Source organism: Ruminococcus sp. RTP21359st1_H3_RTP21359_211015 (assembly GCF_040909065.1).
Taxonomy (GTDB): domain Bacteria; phylum Bacillota; class Clostridia; order Oscillospirales; family Ruminococcaceae; genus Hominimerdicola; species Hominimerdicola aceti.
In genome coordinates this window covers 46,181-63,752 of record NZ_JBDGDD010000014.1, presented here as the reverse complement: position 1 = coordinate 63,752, position 17,572 = coordinate 46,181, and the positions used below count along the sequence as shown (strand labels likewise).

General features: G+C 39.9%; 14 protein-coding genes. 3 read left to right on the top strand and 11 right to left on the bottom strand.

The window, feature by feature from the left end; all coding sequences use genetic code 11:
* The 11 genes from AB5Z01_RS07600 to AB5Z01_RS07550 all read right to left on the bottom strand — a co-directional run bounded on the left by AB5Z01_RS07600 (position 1) and on the right by AB5Z01_RS07550 (position 12,485).
* Positions 1-1,848: an FtsK/SpoIIIE domain-containing protein gene (locus AB5Z01_RS07600; protein ID WP_368365428.1), complete on the bottom strand. Its 1,848-nt coding sequence runs from the start codon at positions 1,846-1,848 to the stop codon at positions 1-3.
* A 7-nt stretch (positions 1,849-1,855) separates the two neighbouring features.
* On the bottom strand, positions 1,856-5,266 hold the full coding sequence (locus AB5Z01_RS07595) for an FtsK/SpoIIIE domain-containing protein (RefSeq protein WP_368365427.1): 3,411 nt from the start codon (positions 5,264-5,266) through the stop codon (positions 1,856-1,858).
* A gap of 3 nt (positions 5,267-5,269) precedes the next feature.
* Positions 5,270-6,505: a hypothetical protein gene (locus AB5Z01_RS07590; RefSeq protein WP_368365426.1), complete on the bottom strand. Its 1,236-nt coding sequence runs from the start codon at positions 6,503-6,505 to the stop codon at positions 5,270-5,272.
* A gap of 120 nt (positions 6,506-6,625) precedes the next feature.
* Positions 6,626-6,946, bottom strand: coding sequence for a hypothetical protein (locus AB5Z01_RS07585; RefSeq protein ID WP_195221119.1), 321 nt, complete (start codon positions 6,944-6,946; stop codon positions 6,626-6,628).
* A gap of 20 nt (positions 6,947-6,966) precedes the next feature.
* A complete protein-coding gene (locus AB5Z01_RS07580; protein WP_195221118.1) occupies positions 6,967-7,320 on the bottom strand; it encodes a hypothetical protein in 354 nt (117 codons plus the stop codon).
* Between the two features lie 28 nt (positions 7,321-7,348).
* Positions 7,349-7,657 carry a hypothetical protein gene (locus AB5Z01_RS07575; protein WP_195221117.1) on the bottom strand — a complete coding sequence of 103 codons (309 nt, stop codon included), beginning with the start codon at positions 7,655-7,657 and terminating at the stop codon, positions 7,349-7,351.
* A gap of 1 nt (position 7,658) precedes the next feature.
* Positions 7,659-9,137, bottom strand: coding sequence for a tetratricopeptide repeat protein (locus tag AB5Z01_RS07570; RefSeq protein ID WP_287214532.1), 1,479 nt, complete (start codon positions 9,135-9,137; stop codon positions 7,659-7,661).
* A gap of 21 nt (positions 9,138-9,158) precedes the next feature.
* Entirely contained in the window at positions 9,159-9,590 is a 432-nt protein-coding gene (locus AB5Z01_RS07565; RefSeq protein WP_368365425.1) for a hypothetical protein, read from the bottom strand.
* 76 nt (positions 9,591-9,666) lie between these two features.
* Positions 9,667-10,101, bottom strand: a complete 435-nt coding sequence (locus AB5Z01_RS07560; RefSeq protein WP_117864192.1) for a hypothetical protein — start codon at positions 10,099-10,101, stop codon at positions 9,667-9,669.
* Positions 10,102-10,124: 23 nt separating this feature from the next.
* Positions 10,125-11,882 carry a polymorphic toxin-type HINT domain-containing protein gene (locus tag AB5Z01_RS07555; protein WP_368365424.1) on the bottom strand — a complete coding sequence of 586 codons (1,758 nt, stop codon included), beginning with the start codon at positions 11,880-11,882 and terminating at the stop codon, positions 10,125-10,127.
* A gap of 27 nt (positions 11,883-11,909) precedes the next feature.
* Positions 11,910-12,485, bottom strand: coding sequence for a hypothetical protein (locus tag AB5Z01_RS07550; RefSeq protein WP_195221113.1), 576 nt, complete (start codon positions 12,483-12,485; stop codon positions 11,910-11,912).
* 485 nt (positions 12,486-12,970) lie between these two features.
* On the opposite strand from AB5Z01_RS07550, the gene AB5Z01_RS07545 reads away from it, so the two are divergent.
* From AB5Z01_RS07545 to AB5Z01_RS07535, 3 genes are read left to right on the top strand one after another with little or no spacing between them, the layout of a single operon-like run.
* Positions 12,971-14,686, top strand: a complete 1,716-nt coding sequence (locus AB5Z01_RS07545) for a site-specific DNA-methyltransferase (RefSeq protein ID WP_195221112.1) — start codon at positions 12,971-12,973, stop codon at positions 14,684-14,686.
* 10 nt (positions 14,687-14,696) lie between these two features.
* Positions 14,697-17,324, top strand: a complete 2,628-nt coding sequence (locus AB5Z01_RS07540) for a DEAD/DEAH box helicase (protein WP_368365423.1) — start codon at positions 14,697-14,699, stop codon at positions 17,322-17,324.
* 15 nt (positions 17,325-17,339) lie between these two features.
* Positions 17,340-17,549, top strand: coding sequence for a hypothetical protein (locus tag AB5Z01_RS07535; protein ID WP_195221110.1), 210 nt, complete (start codon positions 17,340-17,342; stop codon positions 17,547-17,549).
* Positions 17,550-17,572: the final 23 nt, after the last annotated feature.

Genomic DNA, 17,572 nt, shown 5'->3' with positions numbered 1-17,572 from the left:
TTACCTCCATTTGTCTTGCCTAATAAACTTCATCTTCATGAGCTTGTCAGCTTCTATATCATAAAAATAACCATCCCCAGTTTCACATCGAGCATATTCTTCCCTTAATCCTTTTACATCCATACTGCCGAATACTGTCTTTTGTCCTCGTTCAGCAGCAAATTCTGCGATACTATCGAGTAAGAAAATAGCATTTAATGAATTATTAAAAAAGTTATTGCTTTCTTGATCTGTAATTTTTTGCACATCAGTGAAAATAAAAATCAGATCTTTTTCTTCGGCGATGGCTGCGAGTTTTGGAAGAATGTTGTTTATAAACTGTTTCTCACCATTAGCGCTTAAATAAAGCATTTTACTCTGAAGAATAAATACCGTCGGTTTAATCGGATTTAGTTCTTCGTTGTAAGACGGCATAAGTCCTGCCATCTCCTCACCGTATATATAAGTTGCCACAGGAGATTTAAGTTGATTATTAGAAATTCCATTCCAAGTGAGATCCATGTAATAATCATTAATGAAATGGTAAAACTGCTGAAACGGTGATAAAGTCTTCTTGAAACCAGATGCAGTAGTCGGTTTATCTATAATGTCCATAAAATCAGTTGGGGTTTTTTGATTCATTCCACTATCGTTATTTGGAGGGAGCGGTGAGTTTCTCTTTGTTTCATAAAACTTTATACAGTCCAAACCAAGTGATTCACATCTATTATAGAATTCTTCAAGCTGCTTTCTTCCGTCATCAAAAAATACAAACCTCGAAGATGATTTCTTTTTAAATAAATCCTCAAGAATGACTCTAAGCAAGTTTGTTTTTCCATATCCTTTTTTTCCATAAATGCCGAGTACCCTTGATTCTGAGAAATCGATTGTCACCGGACAAAAGTCAATGTAATCCAAACCAACAGAAACAGGACAAGGAATCCAAGGAACATTTTTTTTCGTTGTTATAGGTTCTTGTTTTAAACGTTGATACTCGTCACGAGTCAAATCGCCATTGAATGTCAGATGCTTCTTTACACACCTGTCAAACTTGCCATTTTCTTCTCTACCACTTTCTTCGTTGTAGTGATACTTACTCTTTAAGCAGAACAAAAAACTACTATCAGGCTCCATCTGATCAGAAATATAGCATTGAACCTCATATGGTGCATTCATTCTAAATGTACCTTCAATATTATCAGGCTTTATGGTTACATTCGCAAAGCCGCGCCCAGGAATCGCTCCGATTTCTGATACTTTTGAATTGAATATCTCGATATATTTATCCGAGGGCATTTCAAATGCGATTTTCTGCCCAAAATTGTTGAGATATGATGATAACCCTTTAGTATCTGATGCAGTAAATACAATTGAAATGCCTTTTGACAAACCATCTCTGCACATTTTGGCGAATTTTTCTTGATATGCTGAATACCTCGGTTCATCTTGGAACGAATTAAGATTATCAATTATAAATGTCGTGTGAACAATCTTTTTTTCACCGAAATATGAAGAAAATCCGGTTCCCTCCAGAATCTCAGTATTCTTCTTGATTCTTTCTTCAAGTATCCTGAAAACACGCTTAACATATTCTTCATTGGAATTATCAAAGTATGCTGCAACGAGAGGCATAGTTTTATAGGATGCAAGAGCTCCACCAAAATCTAATATAAAAATTTCCTCATCATCAGGATTAGTGATAATATGTAGCGTTTGAATCAGTAATTTAAGGAAGTTTGTTTTTCCACTCATTGCTGCACCGAACAGAGCTATATTTTTGTCGAGTAAGTCAACTTTAAAAAGAGGTTGCTTCTGTACAATAGGAATATCGTACTGACCTAACGTACAAATCAAGTTTCTCTTGTCCATTGCTGTATCAACTCCATTCTGTTGCATTTATAAGCTTAGGTTGTTTTATCTTAGTTTTTAATGGGGGAAGGAATATTGTCTCTGGAATTTGTTTTCCTGTATTAACTGCAATAATAGTGTCCACAACAAACTTCAATTGAGTAGCATTAGGATCAACATTTTTTTGTTGTGCCTGCAATACAGTATTATCCTTATCTGAACGATAGAACTTTTCATTAAAAGTTCCGCTGTCAGGCACAAATGTGATATTCACAGGATCTTCAATGCTTGTATTTTGATTAGAACCTGTATAGGCAGATTGAAAGTACTCAAAGCGAGAGCCTGTTCCTACAAGTAAATAGGCTCGTCCGTTCAGCGGCATTTTCGGAGCAGCCGCCACAGGACTATCAATCATTTCCTTGGAAGCTTGCTTCGTGGCAACCTTTAGGCAGATTCTTGCTTTTGAGTTTACTCTTATATCGTCAGTGATAGCACCCTCGATATTCTGTGATACAAGAATGATATGAAATCCAAGCGTTCTGCCAACACGGGCAATCGTTGTTATTTCCGCAATAAAGTCAACGTCATTGCTTTCGCTTGAAAAACGCTTTAATTCAGTAAACTCGTCAACTACAAGTACAAGATGAGAAAGACTTTTGATTTTATCCAGTCCTTTATTAACAAATGTGTCCATCTGTTTAGCGTTAAGTTTACTCATTTTCTCAAGAATCTTCTTGACTGTTTCAGAATAATCAGCATCGTCTATGGCTATTTTTTGCTGTTTGAGCTGAATTGAAATTTCATAGAGTTCTTTCAAAGACTTCGTCCCATCAGCTTCGATCATTCCGGAAATTTCTACCATTATTCGTCTTGCGCGAATATATGCATCCGCTGTATCTATTCCAAATTCCTGAAGAAGTAGTTTTCTCTTTTTAATTTCAGCATTAAGCGTCTCAAGAAATCGTTTCAGCATATATGCGGATGATATTCCTTCACTTTCACCTGCCGTATCGGTAACTACGCCGACACAATGTGGCAAATCTCCTAAACGATCTGAAAAACCTCCACCTTTCATATCAACTAACATTAAGTTTAAATCCATGGGAGAAAACTTCATACATAATCCGATTAGATAGGTGATAATAGTTTCGGATTTTCCGGAACCAGTAGTACCTGCAACAAGCATATGAGGACCGTCTGCTTTCTCATATAAGTCAAGTGACATTGATCCATGTTCATTTGCACCAATCTTAACACGTAAATTTCTGGTGACGTCATATTCTTCTTCACTTGATTCCCAGCACTCAAGTATGCGTTTTGCAAAAGGTGAGGTAGATAATGGATTATCCACACCATTTTCAGGAATGATATCATCACTAGAAATGTCATGCAATTTAAATAAGGTAACCATGCTTGGCACCTGACCGTTCTCTGCAATACGTGTATAATAAATGGCTGCAAGTCTTCGGTATGCAAGCTCATATTGTTCTTTGTATTCTTTAGAAGAGAAAATATAGTCATTCCAGAAATTGGGATACTTATTTGTCTCCGTCATATTAGCTAAGATGTTCTCTCGTGTCATAACGCTATAGCGTGGTACAACGTAGCCATATCCCACTTTTTTAGCGTCTACATTCATGTAAATTACATCTCCACAATAACGAGGAAGCTTATCCTTATCATCGCGGCAAAAAATAAATGTTAAACCGAGTTTATTCTGGTAGTCTTCACCCTCTTTGGGAGCTTCGGGAAGATATTTTGAAAAACCAGTAGACTTGATATTATAATCTTCAAATACTACACACACTATCTGGGTGTTATGTTCAGATTCAACTTCGTTTTCTTCATCGGATTGTATGTCCTTGGCTCTTTGAGTCATTATGTTCAATAATTGACCATAAACAAGACCAGCGCTCTCTTTGTCGAAAACGAACTGAGATGTATTTTCTAGTAATTCGTTGCAGTGAGGAAGAAATTTATATATATCAATCCTTTGTTTTTGCTCCTCTATACTCAATCCCTCTTCAAAGAAAAATACAAATTGAATATCTTCCGGAGAATGATAATAAGCGAGTTCTAATACAATGTGCTTAATAGTATCATGTGCAAAGGAATTGTCAGGAGAAACTATACCCAAGGCACCGGCATTTCTTATATCAAGCATATATGGTGCCTTAATACCGCTCTTACCCCATGTTTTACCATCAATATATCGGAAATATTCTGTGGAAAACCTGTATGGCAAATCAGAAAGCAATACTTTTTCTTCTGAGATCAGCCCTTCCCTTTGAGACTTCTTGAGTTTTGCTTCCTCATCCTTCCGTGTATGTTTCTTTATAAATGCATACCACGGTAATTCACTTTCAGGTGTAAGAATATAGATCCCTGCGATTCTCTTATCAGTTGTTCTCTCGTCTTTGCTATTAGTGCATGTTTCGTACCGTAAATAATAATAAACATCAGAAAAAATCTCATCTTTTTTCTCATATTTAATATCGAAAAGAGGTTTCACATGCTCTGATACACCTAAAGTAATACGCATAAAATCGTTATCATTTTGTGATCTTGAAAAAATAGCAGAATCTAGTGTAGATAACTGTGCGAACAGTTTTAACATATCCGGATACAACGACTGAAGATAGGTGAGGTCAGCTTTTTGCCAAATACCTATCTTTTCGTCAATCAGACGTTTAATATATTTTTCGTAGTTTTCTTTCCATTCGGTTTTCTTCTTAGTGTTCGTTGCTCCTTGTTTAAAATAGTTGTAGGTGGATGTAACCAAAGTCATTACACCAGTAGCAGCCGTCATCATCCACATCATACCACCCATACCACTCGAACTGGCAGATTTAGACATCACAGCTCTAACGCCTATCATTCCTCCAGTCGAAAGTACTGTAGGTATCAAAATGTCGCCTAACGTTCTTTCGTCTTTTTCAGGTATATCACCTGGAGGGAGAATTTCAATATCCGATGAATCGACCGCTTCAAGAGTACGACTACTTATATTGTATTCAAGGGGATTATCATCAGAATCAAGAATATAGCTACTTGGAATTTTATCAAAGAGCAGTTGACTCTCCAATTTCCGCTTCATAGTTATCACTAAAACGCTTGAAGTAACAAAGCCTAATTCAATTAGTGTTACCTTCTCAGACAACAATTCTTTTTCAAAATTGATAACCTTGTATTTGCCTTTTCGAGAATAATCCACAACAAACTGCTTACGGTGTTTTAGATAATCCTTGAAAAGAATAAAGTGCTCTGGAAAATTATTATGAAGTCCATAATACAGACCTTCGATGAAAGCCTTTAGTGTTATATCATCCTTAACAAGGAAAGCGAGACTATCAGTGATTCCAGAGAATTTTTCACTATATTTATTTGAATCATTAGGAAAATTAAACTGAACTGAAATCATGATTTCATTATTTTTCATTTGCTACGCTCCTTGCATAATAGTAATTATTCTTTGAATAACATCTGTGACTGCTTCTTTATCTATCGATTGAGTTGCAGGTATGTTTATCTCTGGCATACCTGTGATCTTGACTGAACCTACAGGCTGAATCGTAGGAAGTTGTGCGATGGCACTATCAGAATTTTCAGGCATACCTGTGACCTTAACTGAACCTACAGGCTGAATCGTAGGAAGCTTTGCGACAGTACAATCCGGCTTTTCAGGCATACCAGTGATCCTAACTGAACCTACAGACTGAATCTGTGGAAGTTTTACGATAGCACTATCAGGCTTTTCAGGCATACCAGCGATCTTAACTGACACCACAGGCTGAATTTGAGGAAGTTTTGCGATAGCACTATCCGGCTTTTTCGGCATACCGGTAACCTTTGCTGAACCCACGGGTTGAATCTGAGGAAGGTTTGCGATAGCATTATCCGGCTTTACCGGTATACCAGTAACCTTTACCGAACCCACTGGCTGAATCTGCGAAAGTTTTGCAACAGCACTACCTGGCTTTTCCGGCATACCAGAAATCTTCACTGGGCCAACAGGCTGAATCCGAGGAAGTTTTATGATAGCACTATCAGGCTTTTTCGGCATGCCGGTAACCTTTACTGAACCTACAGACTGAATCTGTGGAAGTTTTGCGATAGCACTATCCAGCTTTTTCGGCATGCCGGTAACCTTTACTGAACCCACAGGCTGAATATGCGAAAGTTTTGCGATAGCACTACCCGGCTTTTTCGGCATACCTGTAACTTTAACTGAATCTACAGTATGAATCTGAGGTAGATTTGCAATAGCACTACCCGGCTTTTTAGGAATATCTGCAAGACGTATTTTCTCTATGGGCATGACTGTTGGCATTATCCTTACAGCACCACCTCGATGACTTGGCATTCCCTTAAGGTGAATCTTACTAGGCGGAGTAAAACTCGAATAAGAAACAACAACCTTACGCATTTTATCTAACAATTCCTGTGGAAAAGCAACTTTCTTTGGAGCGGCAATATCACGTTGCGGGACATCAATTTGGGGAATTTGGTTAATACCACTGAACTTTGGCTTTCTATACTGATAATCAGCACCTTCGATTCTCTCAAGCTGTCCGACAAAAGCCATTCTCTCTTTATATAGTAGTAATTCTTTGTTATATACTTCTTTTTCAGAATCACTTAGTAAAGCAAGTTCTGCATCGGTTAACTCTCTAAACATTTATTGCCACCTCCTAATAAAAAGTACAGCCTCAGCCATTTAATAGCACCGAGGCTGTACGCAATCCAACCAAGTATTTTTTTTAGTGCGAAGGCACATATATACACTTATATATGTGGGTTAATTGCCACCATTGCCTCCACCATTTCCTCTGATGCTATTCGCAAGCTGAGCATCAACATCATCAAAATTCTGCGCATTCGCCTTGAGAAGTTCTGAAAGGCCCTTCACTGCACCAGGAATATCCTTAGTGACAAGACCTTCAATATTAGTCTCAAAAAATTCAACTAAAGCATCCTTAGCATCGCCTTCCATTGCCTCGATAGCAGCTTTAAAGGCGGCAACAAATGTTGTTGCTGCTTCTTCGTACTGAGTTGAACAATTCAAGAGATTGGTTACGCTCTGATCCATTGATGCTTTTACTACTTTACAACCTGCCATGATAATATCCTCCTCTTGTATTACTTGTCGTTTTCTGTTCCAAGCTGTTCATCAACACCTTCGGTGTCGGGAATAGCGGATTTGATGCTCTTGCAAATCGATTCAAGCATCTCAAGCGCACCCTTGAGACTTGACCCCGTTGCGGGTTCAATATTGTTTGTGTAAAAGTTAACGAAGCCTTTCGATGCAGAACCAGTGAAATCACTTGATGTAAGGGTTTCAACCTCTTTCTTTACAGTACCATAAAGACCATCAGAGCCATTACCGTCAGTATCACCAAATGCAATTGTACGATAATCCTTGATTGCTTTAATAGCTTCATCCATCATTTCGGGAAAGATATTCACTGTTCCTGTTTTGCCCATGCCTGCCATAGTTAATTCCTCCTAAATATCGTTTTATTCATTCGTTAAGTTCCTCGAACTTAACGAATATGTCCTTGTAGTATCCTGTACCTATGATAGTATTCAACGTATCAGAGATATGCTGAATAACTGCACTCATGTCCTCAATCGGCTGCAAAAGAACATTTTTTGCTGTAAACTGAATTTCATCTCCTGCCGAAGTATCCAACGCACTGGTTACATCTTCATACATTTTTTCAAGCTTGGTTTTAAGGTCGGCAGCTTGTTGTTTCAATGATGCCATATCATCAGACGCAGTTTTAAATGCTGTATCATCAAGTACAATGTCATGAAAAAGAAATGCCATATTACTTGCCTCCGTTCTTAGCTTCGTTCAGCTCTTCCATAAGAGGTTTCTGTAATTCTTCCTTGAGATACTTACACTTTTCTTCTGCTTCGTCAAACTGCTCGGTATCGATTAAGCATCTTACTCGAAGTATCATTGCATTGATGTCTGTCGGATCCTTCAGAATATTATTTCTCAGCTTTTTAATAACTGAGCCATACTGATCTTGCCAACCATCCAAGTTAAGATCACGCATTGCTCTCGCTTCCGTGTACCAGCCGAGTTCAACCATTGAGGGCTCCTGACTCTTTTGCAACTCTAAAGCGTAGTACATTATCTTTCGATTGTCTTCAAGTAACGTATATGCTCCAATGTACATACGATTAATTCTGTCTCTATCCTCAGCTGAAATATCAAACGTTTCGTCAGTGAGCTTGTATTCTTCGTTGTCAGCCTTAGATTCCTCGGTCGGAGTGATATATGTACCGCTTTTCCTCATCGCTTCCAGTTGTTCAACACTCAACTGTTCATAGCGATAAAGATTAGCATTCATCTCATTCAAAATCGAGTTTGGATCTAACTGTTGAGGTGTATACTCTCCAAACAGAACGCCGTTGTTATAAGAGAACACAGGCTTTTCCGCTGCAACTAAGCACTCTATGACTTTATCAGCATCTTCAAGCTGAAGATAGAGATCGGCGGCAGTTAAATAGCACTCGACAACATCAGAAATACTCGGTTTCTCTTTTTTCAGGAAATGCTTAATATAAGCTAACGCTTTCTCAAAATGAATCGTGTCGCCATCTTGTTCATGCTTAACAAGTTCGTAATTCACCATATCCCCGCAAAGAGCGAAAGGGAAGGAGGGGAGGTTCATTCGAGCATAACGCAATTCCTTAAACGCATCGTCTATACGTCCAGCCTGTTTGAGCAAAATGTAAGCAGCTTGATAGCCGGAATAGTCAGATGGTGCAAGCAGCTTCATCTGATTAGCAGTCTGCAAGCCATTTGTAATCTCATCAAGAAGCCCATAGATAACCGCCTTGCGTTTCAGTATATCCATGTCTGCCGGAATGATAAGCTCCGACTTTTTCAAATTGATGAGAGCATCATCAAGCTTTCCAAACTCCTGATTTACAATTCCAAGGATATGATACATCTGTCCTGCGGCATCTTCATTCAGCCCAAGCTCATCTGCTTTAGCAAAATTCTGCATGGCTTCAGCAATCTTATTTACGCTTGCCTGTGCATAGCCGAGGCTGAAAAAGCGATTTCCATTGTTCGGATCGCAGTTTACAGCTTTTTGGTAATACTCAATTGCATCCTCATATCTACCAAGTGACATACATACATTAGCTGCACACTGATAAGCATCTGCACAGTTTTCATCAAGCTTAATCGCTTCTTTAGCGAGTTTAAAGGCTTCAGCCATCTGACCATTAATAAAAGCGACCCGAGAATTTGATATAACTTCAGCTAATTGCTCATTGACTTCAATCATAATTTTATCTCCTAAAATTTATCAATGACTTATATTTTTTTCGCATTCATTAAACCATTCTTCGACTAACTCAATTACATCCTTATCATAAACATCGGTTGCATTTTCATAATTGTAATTTGAGTCAAATGACTTAGAGTTAACATTGTATACTAATTTGAATTCGTGTGGACACTTTGCATCATAGGTATCACAAAGCTCAACAATGCTTTCTATATCTTCTATTCCACAATGAAAGAATTCCTTAATTTGAGCATCTGAACACCAATCATTGGTTGTGAACAACTTGCCATCTTTCTCAAAAAATGCGTCAATATACTCTTCGTTATCATTTTGTAATATGTATACATATATAACGTCTGCACTCTTTTCAGAATTCTTAAGTAATTCAAGGCAAAGCGAAATAACATTAGCTTGTGCATCAACAAATGCGTCTTCAAATCCTTTTAACATGGTTAACCTCCTATTTTTTAATGGGGATTAATAAATTTGCCATCTATTTTGTATGAAACATCAAATGCTAACAGTCTCAATTACAAGAGATTTCGGACTCACATTCTTTCTGCCATTCTTTATAAATATCTACTAAGTCAACATCATTCTCCATTGCAATATCATCATAGTTGTATTTCGCATCAAAAGACTTAGTCTTAACATTGTAACTTAATTTAAACTCATATGGGCATTTACCATCGTAAGTATCACATACTTCAACAATATTGTCAACATCTTCCACACCGCAGTCAAAAAAATCATTGATTTGATCGTCATCGAACCAATCGTTTAAAAGGTAGATTTTCTTATCTTTAGCAAAAAATGCGTTAAAAAAAATCTGCGTATCACTTTGATAAATATAAATATATATCATATCAGCTTCTTTCTTGTTATTTTCTAATAACTCTAAAGCTAGCGATATCGTTCTTGCCTGCGCATCTGTAAAAGCATCTTCAAATCCTTGTAACATATCAATTCTCCTTTAAATTATTTCTATTGTTTAAATATTCGTCTAAACAGTTCACCGTCAATTTTGTAGGATACGTTAAAAGAAGAAGGACGAGATGAACCGTTTTTATATGATAACTTAATATCTACATCAGTAACGTTTTGTCCATTTTTTAATGCATTTGACCACTCCCTTTCCATACTGCGATAATTATCTGTATTTTTTACAGCTCTATTTAAATCACTTCTCTGCGAAACCAGGTTATCCAAATCCGGAGAACCACCAAATTGGTCTGCAAACAAATGGCCTGCGTCATCACCAGGTAATTTACCGGCTGTGTTTGAATTATGGTTCAATCTTCCGTCATGGGTTTTGAATTTCAATTCGTCCGCATGAGCAGAACTTATATTACCATTTGCATCGGTTTTGTATGTGTAGCCGTTTTCTCCAGCTTTATACTCTTGATTTGGTTTTAATGTGCCATCTTCATTCATGTGTGGGGGACATGTTTTATTATGTACCCACGCTAAAAGATTACCAACAAAATAAGTATGGAAATCTTCAACTTGAAAATTGTGTACATCAATAAGTGTATCAAGCTCTTCGGTTTTGACATATTCAACGAATAGGTCATCACCATTAACACTTACAAGCTTATCATCTACAAGAAGCCTACCCGCTTCAATAAAACCTCTATCTTGTACATAGAATGGGTGATTGTCTGTAGTAACGATTTCTTCACCGTTGATAACAAGATGAACAAGCCTGTCCACCTTACGGATATATGTTTCAAGAACAGTTTTTTCACTTGTTTCGAGCGTATCAGGATCAGTTGAAATAACCTTATCACCAGGATTTAGCTTTTCAATAGCAAGCAGACCAGCAGTTGTAAGCACCAATGTACCAGCAATAAAACAAGCCATATTGTCCGCTGCAGCACCGGAGAAAGCTGATAATAAGCTTACACCCATCTGGAAATTGTTGTATACATCGCTCTGATGCATTTTGTTGTTCAGTTCTGTGATTGGGTTATTCGGATCTACCATTCCAAGTCCCAAAGAAACCATGTCAAAACCATCCATACTATTGGAAATGGCTCCGCTGATTTTAGAGGTTGTCTGGATTGCGTTTCCTAATTTAGAACCACAGGTTATAAATTTGCCAGCGATTCCGCCTACGCCGCCCAAGGCACCACCCATTATGGCACCATCTAATGCACCTTGGGCAAATCCTTCTAGGAATGACCCTCCGGTTAGCATACTGGTAATTCCGCCGATCAAGCCGCCGGTCAAAGCACCTTTTAAGGCACCGATAAGAATACCAGTGCCTATACCCTGTAAGCCAGGAACGCAAAGGCAGACAACAGCCGCTACGATTTCAATTACAAGCACGATCTCTTTCCAGTGATCTTTACACCACTGACCGACCTTCTTTAAGCCTTCGCAGAACTTTTCCCAGTCAGTCTTCTCGCAGTCAGGTTTAAGATAAGAGTATTGTTTGTAAAAGTCCTTCTTGGAACGAGATATTTCAGAAGAAGCAGAGTTATCACGATTTACCGTTAAGTTAATAAACTCATCGACTTCTCTTTGAGTTGCTTCAAGACCTGCAATCTGCTGCTCTTGTGTCTGAGATGAGGTCGAGATGCTCGTGACAACACTATCGCATACACTGCTGTTGATTCCGAGAACTTTCGATTTTAGGGCAGACAAATCCACGCAGAAGTCTCCGACAGCAGACTTAGCTTGGTTAATATAGTTAGACATATTGTTTATCTTACTTTTATATAGCTCGATCGTCGCCATGTACACACCTCCTATTCCTCACTATTATTACGTTACTATCGCATCCATAATCTTTTTATAGTAAGCCATATTAGCTAAACAACTACGTTTGCTTGCTTCATACTGGTCAATCATAGCCTGTGCTCGGCTTATTTCTGAATCAAGCTCTTGTATACGAGCATTCAATGCCTGTAATTCTTGGTTGAGTGCTTCTATAACTCCGGTAACAGTCGATGCTCCCTTTGATATAGCATCAAACACCGCTGTCAATTGAGAGTTAGCACTTGTCGCTTTTTCACCAAAAGCATTACATAAGTCAAAGGAACTGACAGTGCTTGAACTTACCATTGTCTTAAAGTTCGAGGCAGCATCTTCGACTTTACTGTTTATTTTGGTAAGGTGAGAAAAAAGGTCATCATGAACACCAGTTGTACCACTTATAGCTTCTAAAAGCTCTCTATTCTTTTGAATTTCAGTTTGCTTATTCTCTACTTGAACGCGTTTATTCTGACGTTCAGACTGATACTCGCCTATTTTATTCTGATAAGACACAACATATCCGCAATACTCATAATATTTGCGTTGCTCAATATTATAAAGCTGAGTAGCTTCTTCTGGAGTCATATTTCCACCCCCTTTTTATCTCGAAGTTAATTTATTTAGTAATTTTTCCTTTTTTCTAAAGTCATCAGTTTTTTTATATTTATTATACCACAAATCTTTGAAAATTGCAATAGGTTTGGAAATATTTTTAAAATTTTTTTGTATACCCTCGATTGAAATTGGTACAAAATCATCAATAAGGAAAGGCTAAAAGAATATGGCGATAACTCTTTATCAAAAGACGGTTGTTATATATCAATAGGACAAAACAGTTTCAAATAGGATTGCGTATATGTCTTGTGAAAAAAACGCTTCCGTGATATGCCTTTTTGATATTCAACTAAATACGATAATACGCCCACGAACGAATCGGCAACTATGAAAGTCTCGAAATAAGTCAACAGCGAGTTGTTCCCGTTTTTTCGTCTAAGCGGTTGAAAATCCCTCCGAACTATGCTATAATAATAAGTAAAGCATTTATCCCCACAAAAAGGAGCGTGACCGAAATGCCGACACTCGACTGGATAGGCAAGGATAAAGTCATCAATCACCACATGGACGTGCCGTACCGTGTGCTTGATCCGCAGTATGAATACGGCGATGCCGACGGCAACATGATAATTCACGGTGATAACCTCTCTGCGCTGAAATCTCTTTTGCCGCAGTATGAGGGCAAGATCCGCTGTATCTACATAGATCCGCCCTACAACACGGGCAACGAAGGCTGGGTTTACAACGATAACGTCAATGATCCCCGTATCAGGAAATGGCTCGGTGAGGTAGTCGGCAGCGAGGGCGAGGACTTGTCCCGTCACGATAAATGGCTGTGTATGATGTATCCTCGGTTGAAGCTCCTGCATAAGCTGCTTGCAGAGGACGGGGTTATCTTTATATCCATTGATGATAATGAGCTATTTAATCTGAAAATAATCTGTGATGAGATTTTTGGTGCCAATTGCTTTGTCGCAAGACTAACATGGCAGAACAATTACACTATAAGAAACGACTCAAAAGGCATTCCGTATGATACCGATAACATCTTGGTTTATTCAAAGTTACCCAAATGGAATCCAAACCGTCTTGAACGTACAGCTGAAATGGATGCTCGTTATGTAAATTATGATAACGATATTCTACCATATAAGGTTACACCTATTCATGCACCAAGTGCGAGTACGCATAGAGGAATGGTCTATGCGATACAGCACCCCATTACCGGGGATTTAATGTACCCTCCAAAAGGTCGCTGTTGGAAAGACGGGCAAGATAAATTATTAGCTACACTTTGTGAATGGGCACCTTATGAATTGAAAGTCATAGATGATGCTTCCATTCGTGAGGATATTTGTGGAGGCGAAGTATCGAACGACATTCCAGCTATTATGCTGGCGTGTGACTTAGATACTGCTCGAAAAATAGCGACAGAAAGATATAACACAACGCCATGGCCTAAATATTTCTTTTTATCTAAGGGTAAAGGAAGCATTCAATCTAAAACATATCTTGACCAGAACAAAGGAAAAGTGGTATCCACACTCTGGAAATACGATGAAGTTGGCACAAATGTAGAAGCTACAAATGAACAAAAAATCCTTCTTTCTGGTACCGGAGGTTTTGATACCCCTAAACCTACAAGGCTGATTGAAAGAGTAATTAAAATTGCAACTGACAAGGATTCCATTGTCCTCGACAGCTTTGCAGGCTCCGGCACAACCGCCCACGCTGTCCTCAACATGAACAAGCAGGACGGAGGCAACCGCAAGTTTATTCTGATCGAGATGATGGACTATGCTGATAGCATTACCGCAGAACGTGTAAAGCGTGTAATTGACGGCTACGGTGATGGCAAAAAGGCAGTCGAGGGAACGGGCGGCGGCTTTACGTTTTATGAGCTGGGCGAAATGCTCCTTGACGGTGAGTACCTCAACGAGAATGTTCCGCTTGATAAGATACGCAGCTATGTCTATTTCACCGAAACAAAACAGGCTGTCACCGACAAGGCGGACGAGCCGTATTTCCTCGGCGAATACTTTGACACGGCATACTATTTTTATTATGATAAAAACGAAGTCACGACACTTGACAGGGAGTTCCTGCACACGGTAAAGACAACGGCTCAAAGCTATGTGATCTATGCCGATAGGTGCATTTTGAGTGACGAGGAGCTTGAAAAGTTCCATATCACTTTCAAGAAGATCCCCCGTGACATTACAAGAATGTGAGGTGCAGACTATGGAATTGAACAGCTATCAGCGTGAAGTCATGGGCAATCTGTCCGCATACCTGTCTGCGCTGAACGAAACAGGCGATCTTAACAAGGCTTGGCAGAAATATTGGAGCGATCAGGACGTTGCTGTTGGTCTTGGTACTGGCAGTGTTCCGGGCTACCGCAACAGCATCAAAGGCGTTCCCCATGTTTGTATGAAAGTGCCGACAGGCGGCGGTAAGACCTTTATGGCTTGTGCTGCCGTCCGCCGTATCTTTGACGCATTGCCGCAGGGTAAGCCGAAAATGGTTGTGTGGCTCGTTCCCTCCGATCCGATACTTGTGCAGACTACAACGAACCTTATGAATCCCGATCACCCTTACACACGGCGGTTAAATGCGGACTTTGGCGGCAGAGTGGGCGTGTTCACAAAGGAAATGCTATTGAACGGTCAGAACTTCACTCCCGATACCGTCCATGAACAGCTTACTGTCTGCATTCTGAGCTACGGCTCTCTTCGTATCGACAGCAAGAAGAAAGATGTTCGCAAGGTCTATCAGGAAAACGGCAATCTCAAAAATTTTGCCGACTACTTCAAGGACGAGTCCGAACTGCTTGAAGATACTCCCGATACCGCTTTGATTCAGGCTCTGCGCCACCTCTCGCCTGTTGTAATCGTGGACGAGAGCCATAATGCTGGTTCAGACCTCAGCGTGGCAATGCTGAACAACCTTAATCCGTCGTTCGTTCTTGATCTGACGGCTACCCCTCGCAATAACAGCAACATTATTTCCTACGTTGATGCCAGAAAACTCAAGACGGAGAATATGGTCAAGCTGCCTGTTATCGTGTATAACCGCACTTCCAGAGACAGCGTTATTGATGATGCAATTCATTTGCGTGGTATTCTTGAACAGCAGGCTATTGAGGAAGAAGAACGCACAGGCAAGTATATTCGTCCTATCGTGCTTTTCCAGGCACAGCCGAAGAATAATAACGATAATGACACTTTTGATAAGGTCAAGGAGATACTTCTCGGCAGAGGTATCCCAACAGAACAGATAGCGATAAAGACTTCTAAGGTCAACGATCTCGGTAAAACTAACCTTATGAGTCGTGATTGTCCGATACGGTATATTATAACGGTCAACGCTCTGAAAGAGGGTTGGGACTGTCCGTTTGCGTATATCCTCGCAAGTCTCGCCAATAAGACCTCAAAGGTCGATGTTGAACAGATACTCGGCAGAATACTCCGTCAGCCTTATGCCCGTAAACACGGTGCGAAGCTGCTGAACAGCTCATTTGTGCTGACTTGCTCCAATGCGTTCCACGATACTCTTGACAGCATTGTTGCGGGGCTTAACAACGCAGGCTTCTCACGCAAGGACTACCGTACTGCCGATACTCTCCCCATAATCGAAACGGAGACGACTGTTCCTGAACCTCAGCCGGAGCAGACCACAATGCAGTTTGCTCCCGAACCTAAACCGGAAGCGGAAACAGAAGATGATTTCTCGGATATTCATACACCTGTCGAGCCTGCGCCGTACTCGGAAACAGTAAAAACAGCTCCGCCGTCTGTTGAAGAAATGATCTCGCAGGCTGAGGAAACAGCGGAACAATACGAAGAAGAAACAAAGCAAGAAAGCGTTTGGATAGGTGGTGAGCTTGGTGATATGCTGAAACAATATCGTATTCAGGAGCAGTTCACCGAACAGGTGCAGGAGCTGAAAATACCGCAGTTTTGCATTGAGTCTGTTCCCGATCTTTTCGGCGGCAATACGGCTCTGCTGACAAAAGAAAGCCTGATGAAAGGCTTTTCACTGAGTGAGCAAGACGCTTCTGTTACATTTAGCCTGTCAACCGGCGAAATGTTTGAGATAGATGTCGAGAGCCAAGGCGAAGCTGTTCCGAAGTATAAGAAACTGTCCTCACTTGAAGATGAATATATGCGAAAGCTCCTTGCAAAACTCGCTCCTGAAGAAAAAATCGAACGCTGCACAAAGCAGATTTGTCATGAGATCAACCGTGACAATGCTTTCAGCACTTCGGAGGTCGAAAACTATGTCCGCCGTATTATTGCAAACATGACCGAGGACGAGCTGGCGGCACTTGAAACTTCTTATATCACTTATGCTACCCGTATCAAGGAGAAGATTAAAACTCTGCGTGAAGCCTATATGCAGGAACGTTTCTACGATCTTATCGAGCGTGACCGTGTATTCACCGAGGGTACATATGCTTTTCCTATGGTGATAACTCCGTCCGAATCCACGGATAAAGTACCGAAATCGCTGTATGAAGCCGAATGGGACAAGATGAACGGCTTTGAACGCCGCACACTTGATGTGATAGCTGGCTGTGATGGTGTTCTGTGGTGGCATAGGATCATTGAGAAAAAAGGCTTTCATATCAATGGCTTTATCAATCATTATCCTGATTTTATTGTGATGATGAAATCCGGTAAGATCGTTCTTGTTGAAGCAAAGGGCGATGACCGTGACAACGGTGACAGCAGAACAAAACTGAAACTCGGACAGACCTGGGCAGCACAAGCCGGAAGAAAATTCAAGTATTTTATGACCTTCGATCATAACTCTATCGAAGGAGCGTATAACTTGGAGGATTTTGCAGAAGTGCTTAGGGATTTGTGATTTGTGGAGTGATATATGGCTGATAGAATATGCCCCGAATGCGGCAGGAAAATGAAACAGCAGTTTATCGGATTGAAGCATTGCAAGTGCGGAATGAGCTGGCTGAAAAGTGAGGGATATTTTCAAAGAACACCCGATATGATATTTTGTCTTAATCGTGTTAAGGTCGGGAAGAAAACAAAGCAGATCCCTGTTATAAAATACAGAAATGATGCGGATAATTGATAGAGATAAAAAAGCCCACGCAA